This is a genomic window from Clostridium carnis, from assembly GCF_054657435.1.
This window is the reverse complement of sequence record NZ_BAAHYS010000001.1, coordinates 758169-777587: the sequence shown is the minus strand read 5'-3', so window position 1 is coordinate 777587 and position 19419 is coordinate 758169. Positions and strand designations below refer to the sequence as shown.

At 29.0% G+C, this 19419-nt stretch carries 16 protein-coding genes; 14 read left to right on the top strand and 2 right to left on the bottom strand.

All coding sequences use genetic code 11. The features are described from left to right. Nucleotides 1-74 precede the first annotated feature (74 nt). From ACYQ1T_RS03730 to ACYQ1T_RS03690, 9 genes are all read left to right on the top strand, one after another. Nucleotides 75-716, top strand: a complete 642-nt coding sequence (locus ACYQ1T_RS03730) for a histidine phosphatase family protein (RefSeq protein WP_459831948.1) — start codon at nucleotides 75-77, stop codon at nucleotides 714-716. A gap of 149 nt (nucleotides 717-865) precedes the next feature. Then, entirely contained in the window at nucleotides 866-2005 is a 1140-nt protein-coding gene (locus ACYQ1T_RS03725) for an ABC transporter ATP-binding protein (RefSeq protein WP_459831945.1), read from the top strand. Next, nucleotides 2005-3588: an ABC transporter permease/substrate-binding protein gene (locus tag ACYQ1T_RS03720; RefSeq protein ID WP_459831943.1), complete on the top strand. Its 1584-nt coding sequence runs from the start codon at nucleotides 2005-2007 to the stop codon at nucleotides 3586-3588. Before ACYQ1T_RS03725 ends, ACYQ1T_RS03720 begins: the two co-directional genes overlap by 1 nt. Nucleotides 3589-4005: 417 nt before the next feature. Next, complete coding sequence (locus ACYQ1T_RS03715) at nucleotides 4006-5601, top strand: peptide chain release factor 3 (RefSeq protein WP_459831941.1); 1596 nt, start codon at nucleotides 4006-4008, stop codon at nucleotides 5599-5601. Between the two features lie 30 nt (nucleotides 5602-5631). Then, nucleotides 5632-6576 (top strand): glycosyltransferase family 2 protein, encoded by a 945-nt coding sequence (locus tag ACYQ1T_RS03710; RefSeq protein WP_459831939.1) that lies wholly within the window; start codon nucleotides 5632-5634, stop codon nucleotides 6574-6576. Between the two features lie 215 nt (nucleotides 6577-6791). Beyond that, complete coding sequence (locus tag ACYQ1T_RS03705; protein WP_459831936.1) at nucleotides 6792-9725, top strand: cell wall-binding repeat-containing protein; 2934 nt, start codon at nucleotides 6792-6794, stop codon at nucleotides 9723-9725. Between the two features lie 177 nt (nucleotides 9726-9902). Then, nucleotides 9903-11081: a DegT/DnrJ/EryC1/StrS family aminotransferase gene (locus ACYQ1T_RS03700; protein WP_459836441.1), complete on the top strand. Its 1179-nt coding sequence runs from the start codon at nucleotides 9903-9905 to the stop codon at nucleotides 11079-11081. 198 nt (nucleotides 11082-11279) lie between these two features. Then, nucleotides 11280-12458 (top strand): DegT/DnrJ/EryC1/StrS family aminotransferase, encoded by a 1179-nt coding sequence (locus ACYQ1T_RS03695; protein WP_459831934.1) that lies wholly within the window; start codon nucleotides 11280-11282, stop codon nucleotides 12456-12458. Between the two features lie 37 nt (nucleotides 12459-12495). Then, on the top strand, nucleotides 12496-13812 hold the full coding sequence (locus tag ACYQ1T_RS03690; RefSeq protein WP_459831932.1) for a nucleotide sugar dehydrogenase: 1317 nt from the start codon (nucleotides 12496-12498) through the stop codon (nucleotides 13810-13812). 93 nt (nucleotides 13813-13905) lie between these two features. Here the strand turns inward: ACYQ1T_RS03690 and ACYQ1T_RS03685 are convergent, their stop codons facing one another. Further along, complete coding sequence (locus tag ACYQ1T_RS03685) at nucleotides 13906-14685, bottom strand: DeoR/GlpR family DNA-binding transcription regulator (protein WP_459831930.1); 780 nt, start codon at nucleotides 14683-14685, stop codon at nucleotides 13906-13908. After that, entirely contained in the window at nucleotides 14669-15502 is an 834-nt protein-coding gene (locus ACYQ1T_RS03680; RefSeq protein WP_459831928.1) for a hypothetical protein, read from the bottom strand. The genes ACYQ1T_RS03685 and ACYQ1T_RS03680 overlap by 17 nt, the downstream gene beginning before the upstream one ends. A 127-nt stretch (nucleotides 15503-15629) precedes the next feature. Between ACYQ1T_RS03680 and ACYQ1T_RS03675 the strand changes: the two genes are divergently transcribed. From ACYQ1T_RS03675 to ACYQ1T_RS03655, 5 genes are all read left to right on the top strand, one after another. Next, the gene (locus ACYQ1T_RS03675) at nucleotides 15630-15767 is read left to right on the top strand and encodes a hypothetical protein (RefSeq protein ID WP_459831926.1); all 138 of its coding nucleotides are present in this window, start codon (nucleotides 15630-15632) and stop codon (nucleotides 15765-15767) included. An 11-nt stretch (nucleotides 15768-15778) separates the two neighbouring features. Then, nucleotides 15779-16843, top strand: a complete 1065-nt coding sequence (ulaG, locus tag ACYQ1T_RS03670; protein WP_459831923.1) for an L-ascorbate 6-phosphate lactonase — start codon at nucleotides 15779-15781, stop codon at nucleotides 16841-16843. Nucleotides 16844-16910: 67 nt separating this feature from the next. Continuing rightward, on the top strand, nucleotides 16911-17345 hold the full coding sequence (locus ACYQ1T_RS03665; RefSeq protein ID WP_459831921.1) for a PTS sugar transporter subunit IIA: 435 nt from the start codon (nucleotides 16911-16913) through the stop codon (nucleotides 17343-17345). Nucleotides 17346-17394: 49 nt separating this feature from the next. Continuing rightward, nucleotides 17395-18843 carry a PTS ascorbate transporter subunit IIC gene (ulaA, locus tag ACYQ1T_RS03660; protein WP_459831918.1) on the top strand — a complete coding sequence of 483 codons (1449 nt, stop codon included), beginning with the start codon at nucleotides 17395-17397 and terminating at the stop codon, nucleotides 18841-18843. Between the two features lie 265 nt (nucleotides 18844-19108). Further along, nucleotides 19109-19402: a PTS sugar transporter subunit IIB gene (locus ACYQ1T_RS03655; RefSeq protein ID WP_459831912.1), complete on the top strand. Its 294-nt coding sequence runs from the start codon at nucleotides 19109-19111 to the stop codon at nucleotides 19400-19402. Nucleotides 19403-19419: the final 17 nt, after the last annotated feature.

Genomic DNA, 19419 nt, shown 5'->3' with positions numbered 1-19419 from the left:
ATATGAGAATGGACTAAAGTATTTTATTAATGCTTCATATAGTTTTGTAATAAAAAGATATGGGAGATGGGAATGTGACTAAATTATACTTAACTAGACATGGTGAAACAGAGTGGAATAGAAAAGGAATTATGCAAGGGTGGGGAGATTCTCCATTAACAGATTTAGGTATAGAACAAGCAGAGTGGCTAAGAGATAGAATGAAGAATATACATATAGATGTTATATATACAAGCCCTATAGGAAGAGCTTATAATACTGCAAAGATTGTAAATGGAGATAGAAACATAGAATTAATACCACATGATGGACTAAAAGAAATAAGAATTGGTGGATGGGAAGGCTTAGATCAAGAAGAAATGAAGGCCATGGGAGAAGAAAATTATTATAATTTTTGGAATGTGCCATCAAAATATATTCCAACTGGAAATGGAGAAAACTTTTTAGAAGTAAGAGAAAGAGCTTTTAATGCAATAAATGAGATATTAGAAAAAGAAAAAGGAAAAACTATTTTAATAGTAACTCATACAATTACATTAAAATCATATTTATCTGCTCTTGAAAAAAGAGATATAGATACTTTATGGGAACCTCCATTTATAAAACAGACAAGCCTTACGGAAATTAATTTTAATGAAGATAAATATGAAATACCTTTAATTGCTTGTATGGAACATCATAAATATTCAAGAAAAGAATATAATGAATTTAAATAAAAAGATTAAGAAACTATAGGTTATTTATAGTAAATATAGTCTATTTCCATAAATATACATAGAAAATATTAGGAAAATTCCAGAAAATCCTTGTTAAATTGACAACTTTGTGTTAGTATAAAGTTGTCAGTATAAAGGGAGTGAAAATTTTGATAGAATTCAAAAATGTAAAAAAGAGTTATAAAAACAAAAATATACTAGAAGGCTTTAATCTTAAAATAGATGAAGGTAATTTAGTAGTATTAATAGGTTCCAGTGGATGTGGAAAAACTACGTTATTAAAGATGATAAATAGATTAATACCTTTTACTTCAGGAGAAATATTAATAAATGGAAAAAATATTAATAAATTAGATCCTATAAAACTAAGAAGAAGTATAGGATATGTAATACAACAAACTGGTTTATTTCCACATATGACTGTAAAGGAAAATATAGAAATAATACCAAGGTTAAATGGAAAGTCAGAAGAGGAAATAGAAAAGAAAACTAAAGAACTATTAAAAATGGTTGGTTTAGATAAAGAAGAGTATCTTAATAGATATCCAGCAGAACTAAGTGGAGGACAGCAACAAAGAGTTGGTGTAGCAAGAGCCTTTGCAACAGATCCAGAAATAATATTAATGGACGAGCCATTTAGTGCCTTAGACCCAATAACAAGAGCAGAGCTTCAAGAACAATTATTTAATATTCAAAAAGAATATAAAAAGACAATAGTATTTGTTACTCATGATATGGATGAGGCAATAAACTTAGCTGATAAAATATGTATTCTTAAAGGTGGGGAAATTATACAATATGATACTCCAGAAAACATTCTTAAAAATCCAGCAGGGGAGTATGTAGAGGAGTTTGTAGGTAAAAATAAGATATGGTCTAAGCCAGAACTTATTAAAGCAGAAGATGTAATGATTAATAATCCAGTTACAGTAAGTAAAAACAGAAATCTACTACATTCAAGAGAAAGAATGAGAGATAAGAAAGTTGATAGTTTATTAGTAACAGATAAAGAAGGAAAGCTTTTAGGATATATAACTTTAGCTAATATGCAAAGAGTAGAAGATAAAACTACCCTTGTTGAAGAAGTAATGAATAGTGAACCAGAATACGTAAATACTGACACTAATTTACTTGATTTACTTGAAAAGTTTAATGGAATGAAAAGAGGATATTTACCAGTTTGTGATGCTGATGGAATATTAAAGGGCTTAGTAACAAGAAGTAGTTTAATATCAGTGTTAAGCAGTCAATATATAGAACTAGATATAGAACTAGGAGGGGATATTTAATGAATGAATTTTTATTGCAATTATCAATAAAAAAAGGTGAAATATTTACTCTTCTAATGGAACATCTACAACTTACATTAATGGCAGTATTAATAGCTGTTATAATAGGAGTACCACTTGGGATATTTATAACAAACCATAAAAAATTAGCAAAGGGAGTAATTGGCTTTGCTAACTTAGTTCAAGCTATTCCAAGTTTAGCTATTTTAGGTTTCTTAATACCTGTAATAGGAATTGGATCGGCTCCAGCAGTTACAATGGTAGTTTTATATTCAATGTTACCAATAATAAAAAATACCTATACTGGTATAAGTAATATAAATCCAGATACATTAGAAGCTGCAAAGGGTCTTGGAATGACAAGTGGACAAACTTTAAAGCTTGTAAAGATACCTTTAGCAATGCCGATAATAATGGCTGGTGTTAGAATAGCTTCAGTAACAGCTGTTGGACTTATGACAATTGCAGCTTTTATAGGGGCTGGTGGACTTGGATATCTTGTATTCTCAGGAATTCAAACAGTTGATAATAATCTAATATTATTTGGTGCAATACCAGCTGCTATATTAGCATTAATAATTGACTATATAACAGGAAAAATAGAAAATTCAGTTATGCCAAATGGAATAAGAAAATCTGATGGAACTATGAAAGTTAAAAGACCTGGTGAAAGTAAGTTTAGTAAAAAGAAAAAATATGCTGCTTTAACTATAGTAATATTAATAACATCAGCTATAGCTATAAGTGGAATAGTTTCAAAGTTTGAGAAAAAAATAGTAATTGGTTCAAAGAATTTTACAGAGCAGCTTATTCTAGGTAATGTTATGGCAGAATTAATTGAAAATAAAACAGATATTAAAGTTGATAAAAAATTAAATTTAGGTGGAAGCCAAATAGCCTTTTCTGCTTTAAAATCTGGTAGCATAGATATATATCCAGAATATACAGGAACAGGATATGTAAATATATTAAATATTACAGAGAAAAATACAAATGCAGATGAAATATACAATATTGTAAACAAGAGATTTATAAGTGATTATAAAGTAAGCTTTTTAGAGCCATTAGGATTTAATAATACTTATGCAATGGCTGTAAAAAAAGAAACAGCAGAAAAATATAATCTAAATACAGTATCAGATTTATCTAATGTATCAAGTGAGTTAGTAGCTGGACCAACTATAGAATTTGCTAATAGAGAAGATGGTTTATTAGGTTTAAATAAAGCTTATAATATGAATTTTAAAGCTGTAAAGCCTATTGATGGAGGTCTTAGATATACTGCACTTGTAAATAATGAAACAGATGTAATAGATGCATTTACAACAGATGGGTTAATAGAGCAATTTGATTTAAAATTACTTAAAGATGATAAAAACTTTTTTCCACCATATTATGCAGCACCAATTGTAAGACTAGAAACATTAGAAAAATATCCAGAGCTTAAAGATGTTTTAAATAGCCTTGCAGGAAAGATAACAGATGAAAAAATGAGAAAACTTAATTATGAAGTAGATGTAAATAAAAGAGATCCTAAGGCTGTAGCAGTTGAATTTTTACAAGCAGAAGGATTAATAAATTAGAAGAAGTAAATAGTATAGAGAAGTAAATAATATAGAATAAGTAAATAGTATATGAAGAAGTAAATAGTATAGAAGTCATAAATTTAAGTATAGTAGTTAAATTTATGGCTTTTATTTATTTCTAAGAAAATTATATGGATAAGTTAATTTTAGAGTATATTATTATTTTGTTATTAGTTTTAGAGTATATTATCATTCTGCTATTAGTTGAAGTAGCAATATATAGTTGATTTTTTGTTTTTAACATGGATAACTACTTTATTATTAATTTAGGAAGATAAAATATAGAAGTCTTTAGAAGATAAAATATAGAAGTCTTTATAAGTAAGAAAAAATCAATAACTTCCACTTTTAAGTTATAACATATTAGGTTATAATGAATAATTAGGAAATGAATTAATAGAGGAGGAAGCTGTTTTGGCAGATTTTATAAAAGAAATAGAGAAAAGAAGAACCTTCGCCATAATCTCTCACCCAGATGCAGGTAAGACAACATTAACGGAAAAGTTCCTATTATATGGAGGAGCTATAAGACTTGCAGGGTCAGTTAAGGCTAGAAAGGCTTCAACTCATGCAGTATCAGACTGGATGGAGATAGAAAAGCAAAGAGGTATTTCAGTTACATCATCAGTTATGCAATTTAACTATAATGATCACTGTATAAATATATTAGATACACCAGGTCACCAAGACTTCTCAGAAGATACATATAGAACACTAATGGCTGCTGATAGTGCAGTTATGGTTGTAGATGCTGCTAAGGGTATAGAAGATCAAACAAGAAAGCTATTCCACGTTGCATCACTTAGAGAAATGCCTATATTTACTTTTGTAAATAAGATGGATAGAGAAGCTAAAGATCCATTTGGTTTACTTGAAGATATAGAAAATGAACTTGGAATTAAAACATATCCAATGAACTGGCCTATAGGATCAGGTAAAGACTTTAAAGGTGTTTATGAAAGAGATAATAATAGAATTATAGCCTTTAAAGCAGGAAATCATGGTCAAAGTGCAGTAGAAGCCGTAGAAGGTTCACCAGATGATCCTAAATTTAGAGAAATATTAGGAGAAGCTTTACATGAAAAGCTAATGGAAGATATAGAACTTTTAGATATAGCTGGAGATGAACTAGATTTAGAAAAGGTAAGACTTGGAGAATTAACACCAGTATTCTTTGGATCTGCATTAACAAACTTTGGAGTTGAGCCATTCCTAGAACATTTCTTAGAAATGACTACAGCACCACTTCCAAGAAATTCAACAGCAGGAGAAATAGATCCATTTGAAGATAAATTCTCAGCTTTTGTATTTAAAATACAAGCAAATATGAATAAAGCTCATAGAGACAGAATTGCATTTATGAGAATATGTTCAGGTAAATTCGAAAAAGGTTCAGATGTATTCCATATGCAAGGTGGAAAGAAGCTAAAGCTAGCTCAACCACAACAATTTATGGCTCAAGATAGGGAAATAGTTGAAGAAGCATATGCAGGAGATATAATTGGGGTATTTGATCCGGGTATATTCTCAATTGGAGATACACTATGTTCACCATCAAAGAAATTCAAATTTGAAGGAATACCTACATTTGCACCAGAACACTTTGCTAGAGTAAGACCTGTAGATACAATGAAAAGAAAACAATTCGTTAAAGGTGTTACACAAATAGCACAAGAAGGAGCAATCCAAGTATTTAGAGAACTTTATATAGGTATGGAAGAAATAATAGTTGGAGTTGTAGGGGTGCTACAATTTGAAGTATTAGAATACAGACTAAAGAATGAATACAACGTAGATATAAAAATGGATAGACTTCCGTTTAGATATGTAAGATGGGTAGAAAACAAAGATGTAGATATGGAAAAATTAAATCTTACATCAGATGCTAAGAAGGTTAAAGACTTTAAAGATAGAAACATAATTATATTCCAAAATGACTGGGGAATAAATTGGGCTTTAGAACATAATAAGGGCTTAGTTTTATCTGGAGTAGGTAAAAACGAAGACTAAAATTAAAACTATAAGTGAGGAAGTTTAGCGATGGAAGCTACTATAATAATAGCCACATACAATGAAGAAAAATATATAGAGGAATGTATAAGAACTCTTGAAAATCAATCATATCCAAAAGATAAATATCAAATATTTATAATTGATGGAGAATCAAAGGATAAAACTAAAGAAGTAGTTAAGAAATTAATGAAAGAATTTAGTAATGTTAAATTATTTAATAATCCTAAAAGAATTCAAGCAGCAGCTTTTAATATAGGAATCGAAAATGCAAATACAGAATATGCTTTTGTAATAGGTGCTCACGCTAAATATGATTATGACTTTATTAAAAGTAGTGTAGAGTCAATAAAGGAAAATGATGTAGAATGTGTTGGTGGAAAAATTAAGTTTGATGCTAAAACAGATATTGGTCAATATTATGCATTAGCAAGAGGTACATTATTTGGTGGAGGAGTATCTTCATATAGATATTCAAATAAGAAGCAATTAGTTGATACTGCAAGCTTTGGATGTTATAAAACATCTTCCCTTAAAGAAGTTGGTGGGTATAATGAAGAACTTGTAAAAAATCAAGATAATGATATAAATAAAAGAATTATAGCTAATGGGGGAAAAATTCTTTTTGATCCAGTAATAAAATTTACTTATTTTACTAGAGATACTTATAAAGGTATAAGAACTCAAATGTATAATTATGGTTTCTGGGAAGCCAAGGTAATAAAACAGGATAAAAAGCAATTTAGCATATTTACTTTAGTTCCATCAATATTTGTAATATATAATATAATAGCTTTATTAGCATCATTTAAAACATTAATACCAATAATGTTAAGTATGGTTCCATACTTACTATTATTTATAATTTTCTATTTTAAATATGCTTTTGGAAAAAATCCATTTAAGCTTTTATGGTTATATCTAACTATTCATTGTAGCATTGGAATAGGATTTATTAGAGGTGTATTTAAATAATTTATAACAATATAAAATAAAAGAGATAAAATTACTTTATTAGAGGATAAATCAAGGAATATTGTAATTTTATCTCTTTTTAAGTTTAATATACTAAAGTTGTATTAAAAAAGTAATTTAAAAATAGTTTATAAATTCTTAAATTATTTCATATTAAGTTGAAAAAACAAATTAAAATTGGTAATCTAAAAAGGAGGAAAAAGGAGGTGAGAACTGTGTCGTTAAAAAATTTAAAAAGAATAGTGGCACAGATGTTAGTTTTAGCAATTATGCTACCTAATGTAACTGCAAAAGCAATTACAAATGATGTGAATTCAATGGCTCAGCAGGAAAAAACTCAAGTTGAATCTGTAGATAATAAAAATCTTGATAAGACTCAACAAGAATTGGGGAGTCCCACGAAAAATGAAGAAAAAAGTGTGGAAAACCCAAATACGCAATCTCAAGAAAAGGACCAAAAACTTAATGAAGCTACAAAAGAAAATACTGAAATTAAAAATGAAAAAGTTGAAGAAGTAAAATCTGAAATAAAGCAAGAGGCAAAAGAAGAAGTAAAATCAGAAACAAATCCAGTACAAGACGCAACAAAATTAGAATCAAAAAAAGAAGACAAGTCTCAAAGCTTTGAAGGGAAAAAATATACTTCTAAAAAAGTTCCAGTTATTATGCCAATGGCATATTCAGAAGTAGCAAACGATGAGGAAAATCGTATAGAGTTTAAGCTTAAAAGAGAAGCACTTGAAGAACTTACACTTTTAGAGCCAATGACAAAATCAAATTATGAATTAGCTTTATCATATAATGATGGAAGTTATTCATATGTAAATTCTTTTGATACATTAGATTCGGCTATAGATGCAGCAAAAACTAAATCTGTGTCAAATATACCAGAAGATGTACTTCCAGCTGTAGTTAACAATTTAGGACAAGTTGTTTATTCAACTAATTCAATGGCTAGAGTTATAAAATATCAAGATGGAACTAATGTCTCAGGAAACAGTAATGTATATACTGATTCATCACTTTCAAAAGCATTTACTTATGTTAATCAAGGATATGTTGATGATGTACCTATATTAGAAGATGCAGGTAATTCTGCAAAAGTTTTAATTAGTGGCTTTGAAGGTTGGATGAACAAAAATGTAGCTTCAGGAAACTATGATATTATTGTAGTTCCACTAAATCAAGTAACTAATCCAAGTTACTATAGTGTAAATAATGGAGAATTATATCATTATATAAGTAGTGATTTAAAAGGAAATAAAGGTCATAGCATTATCGTAGGAAAAGCACCAAGCTATTTAAGACAAGGTGTTAAGTACTTAAGTTATGATGGAATACATTTTTATGATGGAAGCAATATAGAAAATGGACTTAATAACTTAATAAATGACTATAAAGCTGGAAATAGAAATAACTCAGTAAATTCTGGTAATCCACATTATTTATATTACAATACACTACCTTTTAGAAGTAAAACTAATTATTCAGCAGATGACTTAAATAGATATATTAATGATAATGCACAAGGAAATTCTAAGCTAAGAAATATTGGTGGAGCTTTAAAGGATGCAGAAAACAGATATGGAGTAAATGCACTTTTAACATTAGGAGTTGCTATTAATGAATCAGGTTGGGGAATGTCTATAATTTCTCAAAGTAAAAACAACTTATTTGGAATAAAAGCATTTGACTCAAATACAGATGGAGCTTCATCATATGGAACACCAGGAGATTCTGTACTAGATTTTACTAGAGATTATATATCAAGAGGATACTCAGATCCAGCTGACTGGAGATATTTTGGTGGGTATTTAGGAAATAAATATAGAGGAGCCAATGTAAAATATGCATCAGACCCATTTTGGGGAGAAAAAGCAGCAAGCTATGCCCATGGAATAGATAAATATCTATCTGGTGGGGTAAATAATTTAAAAGATACTAATGCTTATCAAATTGGTATGGCAAGATCTAATAATAGCGTTGTAAATGGTAATGGTACATTATTATATAATGTTACAAATGATACAAGTGCATATGGTGGATATATAAACACTCCTTTTATTATTTCTAATATTGGACAAGTTAACATAAGTGGAAGAAGTTCTTACGAAATATATCCAGAAAGAAATACACCTGTTACAGATGGTAAATATCATGGAAACTATAATTGGAATGAAAAAGCATATATAGCTTCTTCAAATATTAGTTTAATAAATGTATTTAAACCACAAGTAGATGTAAGAGGTGGAAGTAAGAGATATGATACTGCAGTTGAATTAAGTAAAAGTGCTTTTAATAATGCAGAAACAGTAGTTATTGCAAATGGATATGCATTAGCAGATGGACTTACTGCAACTCCGATTGCATCATATCATAAGGCACCATTATTATTAACTGAAACTAATACTATTCCAGAGGTAACTAAAAATGAAATAAGAAGATTAGGTGCTAGAAGTGTTATTTTAGTTGGAGGAACTGGTGTAATAAATCAAAATGTTGAAAATGAATTACGTAATTTAGGAATTGCTAAAATAACTAGACTTGGTGGAGCTAATAGATATGATACTTCATTATTTGTAGCAAAATATATAGATGAAAATTGTTATGATGTAGAAAATATAGTAGTAACTAATGGAGTTGGAGAAGCAGATGCTTTATCTATAGCACCAGTATCAGGAAGAGATAAAATGCCTATAATTCTAGTAGAAGCCAACAATGTACCAAGCAATGTATATAATTGGTTAAAAGCTGAAAGCTTGAATAATGCTTTCTTAGTTGGTGGAACAGGAGTTTTAACTGATAATGTTTTAAATATAATAAATGGAATTACAGCACAAAACATTGGAGGAAATAGATTAGGCGGAAGAAGTAGATACGAAACAAATGCTAGCGTTATTGAAAGATTCTATGGAAATGTAACAGAAAAAGTATATTTAGCAAAAGGACTTGGATTAGTGGATGCATTAAGCTCAGGACCAATAGCTGCATTAAATAATTCACCAGTAGTTCTTGCTGGAAATGAATTAACACCTATGCAAAGAGATATACTTTCAAAAAGAAGCACAAATGTAATAGTACAAGCAGGATATGGAGTAGCACAAAATGTAGTAGAAAGCTTAAGAGATTTATTAAGTAGAACTCAATAAGCTAATTGTTATATATTTTAGAATAAAAAGCCTTGAAATTAATTAAAATTTCAAGGCTTTTTATTTTAAGATTATCTTACATTTTATAAAACTGCTAGACTATTAAATTTTAAAAATGTATAATGGTAAATAACGTTATTAGATAGTAGTTGAAAGGGATGAAATATTATGGATAATATAAGAAAAATACCATTTTCTCCTCCAGATATAACTGAAGCAGAAGTAAATGCAGTTGCTGAGGTTTTAAGATCAGGTTGGATAACATCAGGTCCAACTTTAGCAAAATTTGAGGAGGAATTAGCAGAGTATTGTGAAGCTAATAAAGCTATAGCATTAAATAGTGCTACAGCAGCAATGGAGCTTATATTAAAAGTCTTTGATATAAAAGAGGGAGATGAAATAATAACAACTCCTTACACATATACAGCAACAGCAAGCGTTGCAGTTCATAGAGGTATAAAGCCAATTTTTTGTGATGTAGCAAAAGATTCTTTCTTTATGGATTTAGAAAAATTAAAAGAGTTAATTACAGATAAAACAAAAGTTATTATGCCAGTAGATCTTGGTGGAGTTCCATGTGACTACGATGCAATAAAAGCTGTTTTAAAAGAAAAAAATAGAGAAGATATAATATTATTAATAGATTCAGCCCATTCATTTGGAGCTAAGTATAAAGGTCAAAGAGTTGGAGCACAATGTGATTTCCATACCTTTTCTTTCCATGCAGTTAAAAACTTTACAACATCTGAAGGTGGAGCAATAACTTACAATGATAATAACTTTAAAGGAAAAGAAAACTTACTTCAAGACCTTAAATTTACATCATTACATGGTCAATCAAAGGATGCGTTAGCAAAGATGAAAGCTGGAGCTTGGGACTATGATATAATTACAGATGGTTTCAAATGTAATATGACAGATATAAATGCAGCTATAGGAAGAGTTCAGCTTACAAGATATGAAAATATGTTAAAGCATAGAAGAGCTATATTTGATACTTATACAAATATACTTGAAAAAGAAGATTTTGCAATAATTCCTTTTTCAAGAAATGATGAGGGAACAGAAACTTCATATCATTTATACACATTAAGAATAAAAGACTTTACAGAAACACAAAGAAATACATTAATTGAGAGATTAGCTGAAAAAGGAATTTCAACTAATGTTCATTATAAGCCATTACCTATGTTTACTTTATATAAAAATTTAGGATATAAGATGGAAGACTATCCAAATGCTTATGCACAGTATATTAATGAAATAACATTACCAGTATACAGTACATTAGCATTAGAGGATGCAGAGTTTATAGCAAAAGAATTAATTAAAGAAGTAAAAAATATATTTTGTTAAGATGAATACTAATTTAAGGTGCACCGCAAATATTATTAAAATTTGTGGTGCATTTCAATTAATAAATAGTATATTTACTACTAAAATAGACAAGATTATAATAAAATTAATCTAAAAAAGTTTGTATATGACAATAATTGTGGTAAAATATTAATGTTAGTTTTCTATAAATTAGAATAATAAAAGGAGCGTATAATAATGAATATACCTTTAATAGATTTAAAAGCTCAATATGAATCTTTAGCAGAAGAATTAAGTAAAGCAACACTTGATGTTCTTTCATCTGCTAATTATATAATGGGTAAAAATGTAATAGAATTTGAAAAAGAATTTGCAGAATTTATAGGTGTAAAACACGCTATATCAGTAGGAAATGGAACAGATGCTTTAGTAATTGCACTAAAAGCTATGGGAATAGGAGAAGGAGATGAGGTTATAACTTCACCATTTACATTCTTTGCTACAGCAGAAAGTATTTCAGCAGTAGGAGCTATTCCAGTATTTGTAGACGCAGAAAAAGAAACTTTTAATATAGATGTAACTAAAATAGAAGAAAAGATAACTTCAAAAACAAAGGCAATAATGCCAGTTCATATATTTGGTCAATCAGCAGAAATGGATACAATAAATGAAATAGCTAAAAAGCATAACTTACTAGTAATAGAAGATGCTTGTCAAGCTATAGGAGGGAAATACAAGGGAAGAAAAATAGGTTCTCTTGGAGATGTTGCTTGCTTCTCATTTTTCCCAACTAAAAATCTAGGTTGTGCTGGCGATGGCGGAATGATAGTAACAGATAATGATAAAATTGCTACTATTGCAAGAGCATTAAAGGCTCATGGAAGTGGAGAAAATGGTCAAAAAGCATATAATTTATTAAATAATATAGAAGAAGAAATAAAAAAGGCAGAAGGAGCAAACGATACAGTTTATAATCCTTTAAAATACTACAATTATTTAATTGGATATAATTCAAGATTAGATGCTATGCAAGCTGCTATTTTAAGAGTAAAGTTAAAAGAAATAGATGGTTGGAATGCAAAGAGAAGAGAAATAGTTAATATATACAATGAAGCTTTACAAAATGAAGATTTAGTAACTCCAATTTGTAAAGAAGAAAATGAACATGTATATCATATGTATATACTACAATCAGAAAATAGAGAAGAAGTTATAGCTAAGTTAAAGGATGCAGGAATTGCAACTGGAGTTTACTATCCAGTACCTCTACATCTTCAAAAGGTTTATAAGAATTTAGGATATAAAGAAGGGGATATGCCAGTTTCAGAATATCTTTCACATAGAACATTTGCTATACCAGTATATCCAGAACTTACAGAAGAACAAGTTAAATATATTATAAATAGCATTAAGTAATTAAATGTATTTCCATTAAAGAATTGGAGGAATAAGTATGTCAACTTTAAGAGAAGAATTATTAAAAAAGATAAATGATAAAACAGCTAAAGTAGGTGTTGTTGGATTAGGTTATGTTGGATTACCTTTAGCAGTAGAAAAAGCTAATGCTGGGTACCAAACAATAGGTTTTGATGTTCAAGATGAAAAAGTAAATATGGTTAACAATGGAGAAAACTATATTGGTGATGTTGTTGATGCAGAATTAAAAGAATTAACTCAAAAAGGTGCTTTAAAGGCTACAACAGATTTTAGCTTTATAAAAGAAGTAGATACAGTTTGTATATGTGTACCAACTCCACTTGATTTATATAAGCAACCAGATTTATCATATGTTGTTAACTCAACTAAAGATGTAGCTAAATACATGCATAAGGGTATGATAATAATACTTGAAAGTACTACTTATCCAGGTACTACTGAAGAAGTATTAAAGCCAATATTAGAAGAAAGTGGATTAAAGTGTGGAGAAGATTTCTTCCTAGCATTCTCACCAGAAAGAGTTGATCCAGGTAATAAGAGCTTTAACACAAAAAATACACCAAAGGTTGTTGGTGGATGTACAGAAGCTTGTACAGAAATTGCAGCAGCATTATATGAAAATGTATTAGAAGGTGAAATACATAGAGTTTCTTCACCAGCAGTAGCTGAAATGGAAAAAATTCTAGAAAACACTTTTAGAAATATAAACATTGGATTAGCTAATGAAATGGCTATCTTATGTAATAGAATGGGAATAGATGTATGGGAAGTTATAGATGCAGCAAAAACTAAGCCATACGGATTTATGCCATTTTACCCAGGTCCAGGACTTGGTGGACACTGTATTCCACTAGATCCTTTCTACTTAGAATGGAAGGCTAAAGAATATGATTACCATACTAAACTTATAGAAACATCAGGAATAATAAATGATTCAATGCCAGACTTTGTTTTAGAAAATATCATGAAGATATTAAACAAACATAAAAAAGCATTAAATGGTGCTAAAGTATTAGTTATGGGATTAGCTTATAAGAATGATATCGATGATTATAGAGAATCACCATCATTTAAAGTTATAGAATTACTAGAAAAGAATGGTGCAGAAGTTATAGTTAACGATCCTCATTGTGAAGTAGCTAAATACAAAGGTAAAAAGTACTATTCAGTAGATTGGAAAGAAGTAATTGACGATTCAGATATAGTTGTTATTACTACAAACCATAGTGCATATGATTATGATGAAATAGTAAGTAGAGCAAAAGTTGTATATGATACAAGAAACGCTACTAAGAACGTTGTAAACAATAGAGAAAAAATATTTAAGTTATAGAAAAACAAAAAAATAGCATTACACTTGAGAAATCAATTGTAGTGCTATTTTTTATTTTTTTAGTAATTATTTTATAGAAGGAAGGATACTATTTTAAATAGTATCCTCATTATAATCTATTAATATTGATTGAACTCCGGCTTTATTTAAAGCATTTATTTCTTTTGAATCTGCATCTAAATCTGTAATAAGGTAATCAACATCTGAAATATTACCACTTGAGAAGTTGTGATGTATTCCAAGCTTAGAGCTTGTTGTAACTACATAAACAGGGCCAGTACAACGATTTATCATTTCTTTATTTATAGTAGTTTCCTGTAGTACGGAAGTGCTAATACCAGAATCATGCTGAATTCCAGAAACTCCAACAAAACATTTAGTAGCAGTTATATTAGATAAAACCTGCATAGCTAAGTCCCCTACCATAGATTGTTTTCTTCCATAAACCTCGCCACCAGTTAAAACTAAGTATATGTTTGAATCTAAATCCTTTTGCAAAGATTTACCATTATTTGTTACAACTGTAACGCGTTTATTTCCCAAATAATCTAATATTGAAATAGCAGTTGAGCTGGAATTAATAAAAATAGTATCTCCATCTTCAACTAATGATGCCGCATACTTTGCAATAGCTTGTTTTTTTATTTCTAATAGTTCATTATCTGTAATTGTTTCTGGTTTTAAGGTTCTTACTCCACCATAGTAACGAAGCACTAAACCAGCTGCCTCTAAATCTTTTAAATCTCTTCTAATTGTAATAGATGAGGTATTAAATAGTTCTGATAATTCTTCAGTTTTTGCCTCTTTATGTTCATTTAAATAATCCATTATCTTTTGTTGACGTAATGATAGTGAGTTATACAAGTCTTTCATTTATATCCTCCAATCTTTTCGGTTGTATTTTAAAAATAAGCTTAGCTTTTTCTTTAATTTGCATCTTATTTGCGCCGATAATTATTTCTTCTAAATAAATTTTAGCACCATTGAAGTTATTATCATAGACCTCAAGCAGAGATAAATTCATTAAATGTAAATATTTTTCTCTATTATTTAATTGAGATATATTAACCTTTCTAAGGTACTTTTTAGCTAAAATATAATCTTGTTGATAAATATAATAAATAGCTTTTATTTCATTCCAAGAAAGTATAGGAGCTATTTTATTTTTTCCAGAGCCTTTATTTTGAAGTTCTATACATTTTTTATAATATTCTTTAACATTTTTCCTATCATCAAGACTTATATATGATAAAAATAAGCTATAATAATAAATTAAAAGCAAATCATAAGAAGAGCTAAAAGGCTTTATTGTTGCTTTATTAAGAAGCTCTAAGATATCTTCATATCTATTTAAATCACTATAAGCTAGAAGTTTAAAAACTAATAAACTTTTTTTATAGCTTTTAAAAATATCAAGTCTTTCTATTTTAGATGAAATTTCCAAGCCGACTATAGGGTCACATTCTATTGTAAGTTTTTCTATAGCCTTTTTATACAATATATTTAAATATTCATGTAAAAAAACAAATGTTGAAATGATACTTGCAAATAATAAGTAAAAAGCTCTTATATAAGATGTATTAGAATTAAATGCTAGGTATAAAACATAAATAACAAAAACTCCATAGATACAATAATTAAAATAAGTTTTTCCTTTAGGACTTAAAGAGTATTTTGATTTTTTATACATAAACAATCCCCCTAAGAAAGTATTTAATAATTTAAATGAACAATTATGTTTACTAAACAATCATTTAATGAACAATAAAATATAAAATAATCATAAATGATTGATTTATATTTACATTATAATTCAAATGAACATAAAAAATCAATTAAAACAAAAAGAAAATAAAAAAACTATTGATTTTTCTGAAAATATAGATTATTATATAAACATGGACAAGCAAAAAATTAAAGAAAAATTAACAAACATAAATATATATAAATCTTAGGAGGTATAAAAATGTCACAAGTAGAAAAAATTACAAGAGAATCATGGGTATTAAATACTTTTCCAGAATGGGGAACATGGTTAAATGAAGAAATTGAACAAGAAGTTGTAAAACCAGGAACATTTGCAATGTGGTGGCTAGGTTGTACAGGAATATGGGTTAAAACTGAAGGAAGCACAAATATATGTATAGATTTCTGGTGTGGAAGTGGAAAGAAGAGTAAAAAGAATCCTTACATAGATCCAGAACATCAAATGGCAAGAATGTGTGGAGGTAAGAAGTTACAACCTAATTTAAGAGTTTCACCTTTTGTATTAGATCCATTTGCTATAAAACAAATTGATGCTGTAGTTTCCACTCATGATCATAACGATCACATTGATGTAAACGTTGCAGCAGCTGTAATGCAAAATTGTGATCCATCAGTTCCATTTATAGGACCACAAGCTTGTGTAGATAAATGGATTGGATGGGGAGTTCCAAAAGAAAGATGTATAGTAGTTAAACCAGGAGATACAGTTAAGGTTAAGGATATAGAATTAGTTGCTTTAGAATCATTTGATAGAACAGCACTAATAACAGCTCCTCCAAAGGGAAACTTAGTAGGAACAATGCCAATAGATATGGATCAAAAGGCTGTAAACTATTTAATTAAAACTCCAGGTGGAAATATATATCACTCAGGAGATTCACATTATTCTAATTACTATGCAAAACATGGAAATGACCACAAAATCGATGTAGCATTAGGATCATATGGTGAAAACCCAAGAGGAATTACAGATAAAATGACATCAGTTGATATATTAAGAATGGCAGAAGGATTAAACACAAAGGTTGTTATTCCATTCCATCACGATATTTGGTCTAACTTCCAAGCCGATACTAATGAAATATTAGCTTTATACGATATGAAGAAATATAGATTACAATACAAATTCACACCATATATTTGGCAAGTAGGTGGAAAATTTGTTTATCCAATGGATAAGGATAATAGAGAATATCACTATCCAAGAGGATTTGATGATTGCTTCTCCGTGGATATAAACACTCCATATAATTCATTTTTATAAACCATCACTATTTTAAAAATTGTAAGCTAGATTTATTCTAGCTTACAATGAAAAAAGGAGTAATGACATGCTTAAAGAGTTAATAGATAAAAAAAGATATTCATTCCATAAAGAATTTAATAATTGGGAAGATGCAGTAGGGGCTGCATGTAAACCTTTAATAGAAGAAGGTGTAATAGAAAAAAGCTATGTAGACTCAATTATTGCAAATGTTAAAAAGTTTGGTCCTTATATAGTAATTGCACCTAATATATGCATTCCTCATGCTCAAGAAGGGGTAGGAGTTAATGAAACAGCAATTTGCTTTATGAAAACAGATAAACCAGTACATTTTAGTGAAGATCCAGAACAAGATGCAAGATTATTTTTTGTATTAGCATCAACAGATAATGATAAACATATGCAAAACTTAGTGGGAATGTGTGAACTTGTAGAGGATCAAGATGTTGTAAGTAAATTATTAGAGGCAAAGTCAGTAGAAGATTTAAAAATGTTATTATAAAATTTTTCAATTGAAGAATTTTTAATAGATTTATAAAGGAGGAAAATTTATGGATTTTTTAATTTCAATTTGGAGCTTTTTCCAAATTAATATCTTAACTCAACCTGCTTTCTTCGTTGGATTTATCGTACTTATAGGGTATCTATTATTAAGAAGGCCAATATATGAAGCCTTCGCTGGATTTATTAAAGCAACAGTTGGTTATTTAATACTTAATGTTGCAGCATCAGGATTAGTTAGCAATTTCCGTCCAATACTTGCAGGATTAAAAGATCGTTTTAATTTGACAGCCGCAGTTATTGACCCATACTTTGGTCAAACAGCAGCACAATCAGCAGTTGAGAGTGTAGGAAGATCCTTCTCAATGATGATGCTTGTATTACTTGTAGCATTTATATTTAACATAGTACTTGTATTATTTAGAAAGGTAACTAAAGTTAGAACAGTATTTATTACAGGACATATAATGGTTCAACAATCATCAACAGTTTTATGGTTAGTACTTTTCTGTTTCCCACAATTACAAGATACAAAAGTAGTAATAATGCTTGGATTACTTTTAGGTACTTATTGGGCTGTTTCATCAAATCTTACAGTTGAAGCATGTCAAGAACTTACAGAAGGTGGTGGCTTTGCAATAGGACACCAACAAATGTTTGGAGTTTGGTTAACAGATAAAATTGCAGGTAAAATTGGTAATAAAGAAAAATCAATTGAAGATTTAGAATTACCAGGATTTTTATCAATCTTTAATGATAACGTTGTCGCAACTGGTACATTAATGATTATATTCTTTGGAATTATAATGGCTATATTAGGACCAGATTTATTACATGAAATAGACAAAGGATTTAAGGCAGATAGAAGTTTCTTCTTCTATGTAATAGAAAAATCTCTTAACTTTGCAGTTTATTTAAGTATATTACAACTTGGAGTTAGAATGTTCGTATCAGAGCTTACAGAATCATTCCAAGGTATATCAAATAGAATTCTTCCAGGTTCAATGCCAGCTGTAGACTGTGCAGCAGTATATGGATTTGGACATCCAAATGCAGTAACAATTGGTTTCATATTTGGAGCAATTGGTCAATTTATAGCAATACTAGGACTTGTAGTCTTTAATAGTCCAGTATTAATAATAACTGGTTTCGTTCCAGTATTCTTTGATAATGCTACCTTCGCAGTATTTGCAAATAAAAAAGGTGGATTAAGAGCAGCAATGATTATTCCTTTTGCATCAGGAGTAATTCAAGTTTTAGGTGGAGCATTTGCGGCACACTACTTTAAGTTAGCACAATTTGGGGGATGGCATGGAAACTTTGACTTTGCAACAGTTTGGCCAGTAATTGGGTTATTAATGGATAAACTACAATATGTAGGTGTTGGTATTGCAATAATAGCATTACTAGCTATACCACAAATTCAATATAGAAAAAATAAAAAAGGCTACTTTAAATTAGCAGAAAATTATGAAGAATATCTTCAAGAACAAGCTTAAATATAAGTTTTATGAATAATAATCAGTAATTAATGATAAAAATAACAATAAAAATTAGTTATCTTTCATTAATAGTAAAAATTATAAGCTATTAATACTTTAATGCTAACCACAATCAAATACTCCTTTGATATTATGGCACTTTATTTTAAGGTTTAAATCCTAAAGGGTTGTGGTTAGTAAAATTATAAAAATTAAATTTGAAAACAATATAATTTACATAAATAATTTTAAAAATAAGAAATGAATTTTGGAGGGATATATTATGTTAAAAGTTATAGCAGCATGTGGAAGTGGAATGGGGTCAAGTCAAATTATAAAGATGAAAATTGAAAAGATATTTAAAAAGTTAAATATTCAAGTGACTATAAAGCACTCAAGTGTAGGGGAAGCAAAAACACAAGCAGTTAATTATGATGTAGTATTTTGCTCAGATGCTTTAAAATCAAACTTTAAGAGAGCAGAGGAAGCAGGAACTATAGTTATAGGTTTAAGAAATTTATTATCAGAACAAGAAATAGAACAAAAAATTATGGATCAAGTAGTTAATAAAAAGTAATAGCTAAAGGTAAGCTA

Bases quoted from the DNA above. Each gene is read 5' to 3' on its own strand.
- ACYQ1T_RS03720 (WP_459831943.1), top strand. From the start codon at position 2,005: ATGAATGAATTTTTATTGCAATTATCAATAAAAAAAGGTGAAATATTT.
- ACYQ1T_RS03710 (WP_459831939.1), top strand. From the start codon at position 5,632: ATGGAAGCTACTATAATAATAGCCACATACAATGAAGAAAAATATATA.
- ACYQ1T_RS03695 (WP_459831934.1), top strand. From the start codon at position 11,280: ATGAATATACCTTTAATAGATTTAAAAGCTCAATATGAATCTTTAGCA.
- ACYQ1T_RS03690 (WP_459831932.1), top strand. From the start codon at position 12,496: ATGTCAACTTTAAGAGAAGAATTATTAAAAAAGATAAATGATAAAACA.
- ACYQ1T_RS03685 (WP_459831930.1), bottom strand. From the start codon at position 14,685: ATGAAAGACTTGTATAACTCACTATCATTACGTCAACAAAAGATAATG.
- ACYQ1T_RS03680 (WP_459831928.1), bottom strand. From the start codon at position 15,502: ATGTATAAAAAATCAAAATACTCTTTAAGTCCTAAAGGAAAAACTTAT.
- ACYQ1T_RS03675 (WP_459831926.1), top strand. From the start codon at position 15,630: ATGAACATAAAAAATCAATTAAAACAAAAAGAAAATAAAAAAACTATT.
- ulaG (WP_459831923.1), top strand. From the start codon at position 15,779: ATGTCACAAGTAGAAAAAATTACAAGAGAATCATGGGTATTAAATACT.
- ACYQ1T_RS03665 (WP_459831921.1), top strand. From the start codon at position 16,911: ATGCTTAAAGAGTTAATAGATAAAAAAAGATATTCATTCCATAAAGAA.
- ulaA (WP_459831918.1), top strand. From the start codon at position 17,395: ATGGATTTTTTAATTTCAATTTGGAGCTTTTTCCAAATTAATATCTTA.
- ACYQ1T_RS03655 (WP_459831912.1), top strand. From the start codon at position 19,109: ATGTTAAAAGTTATAGCAGCATGTGGAAGTGGAATGGGGTCAAGTCAA.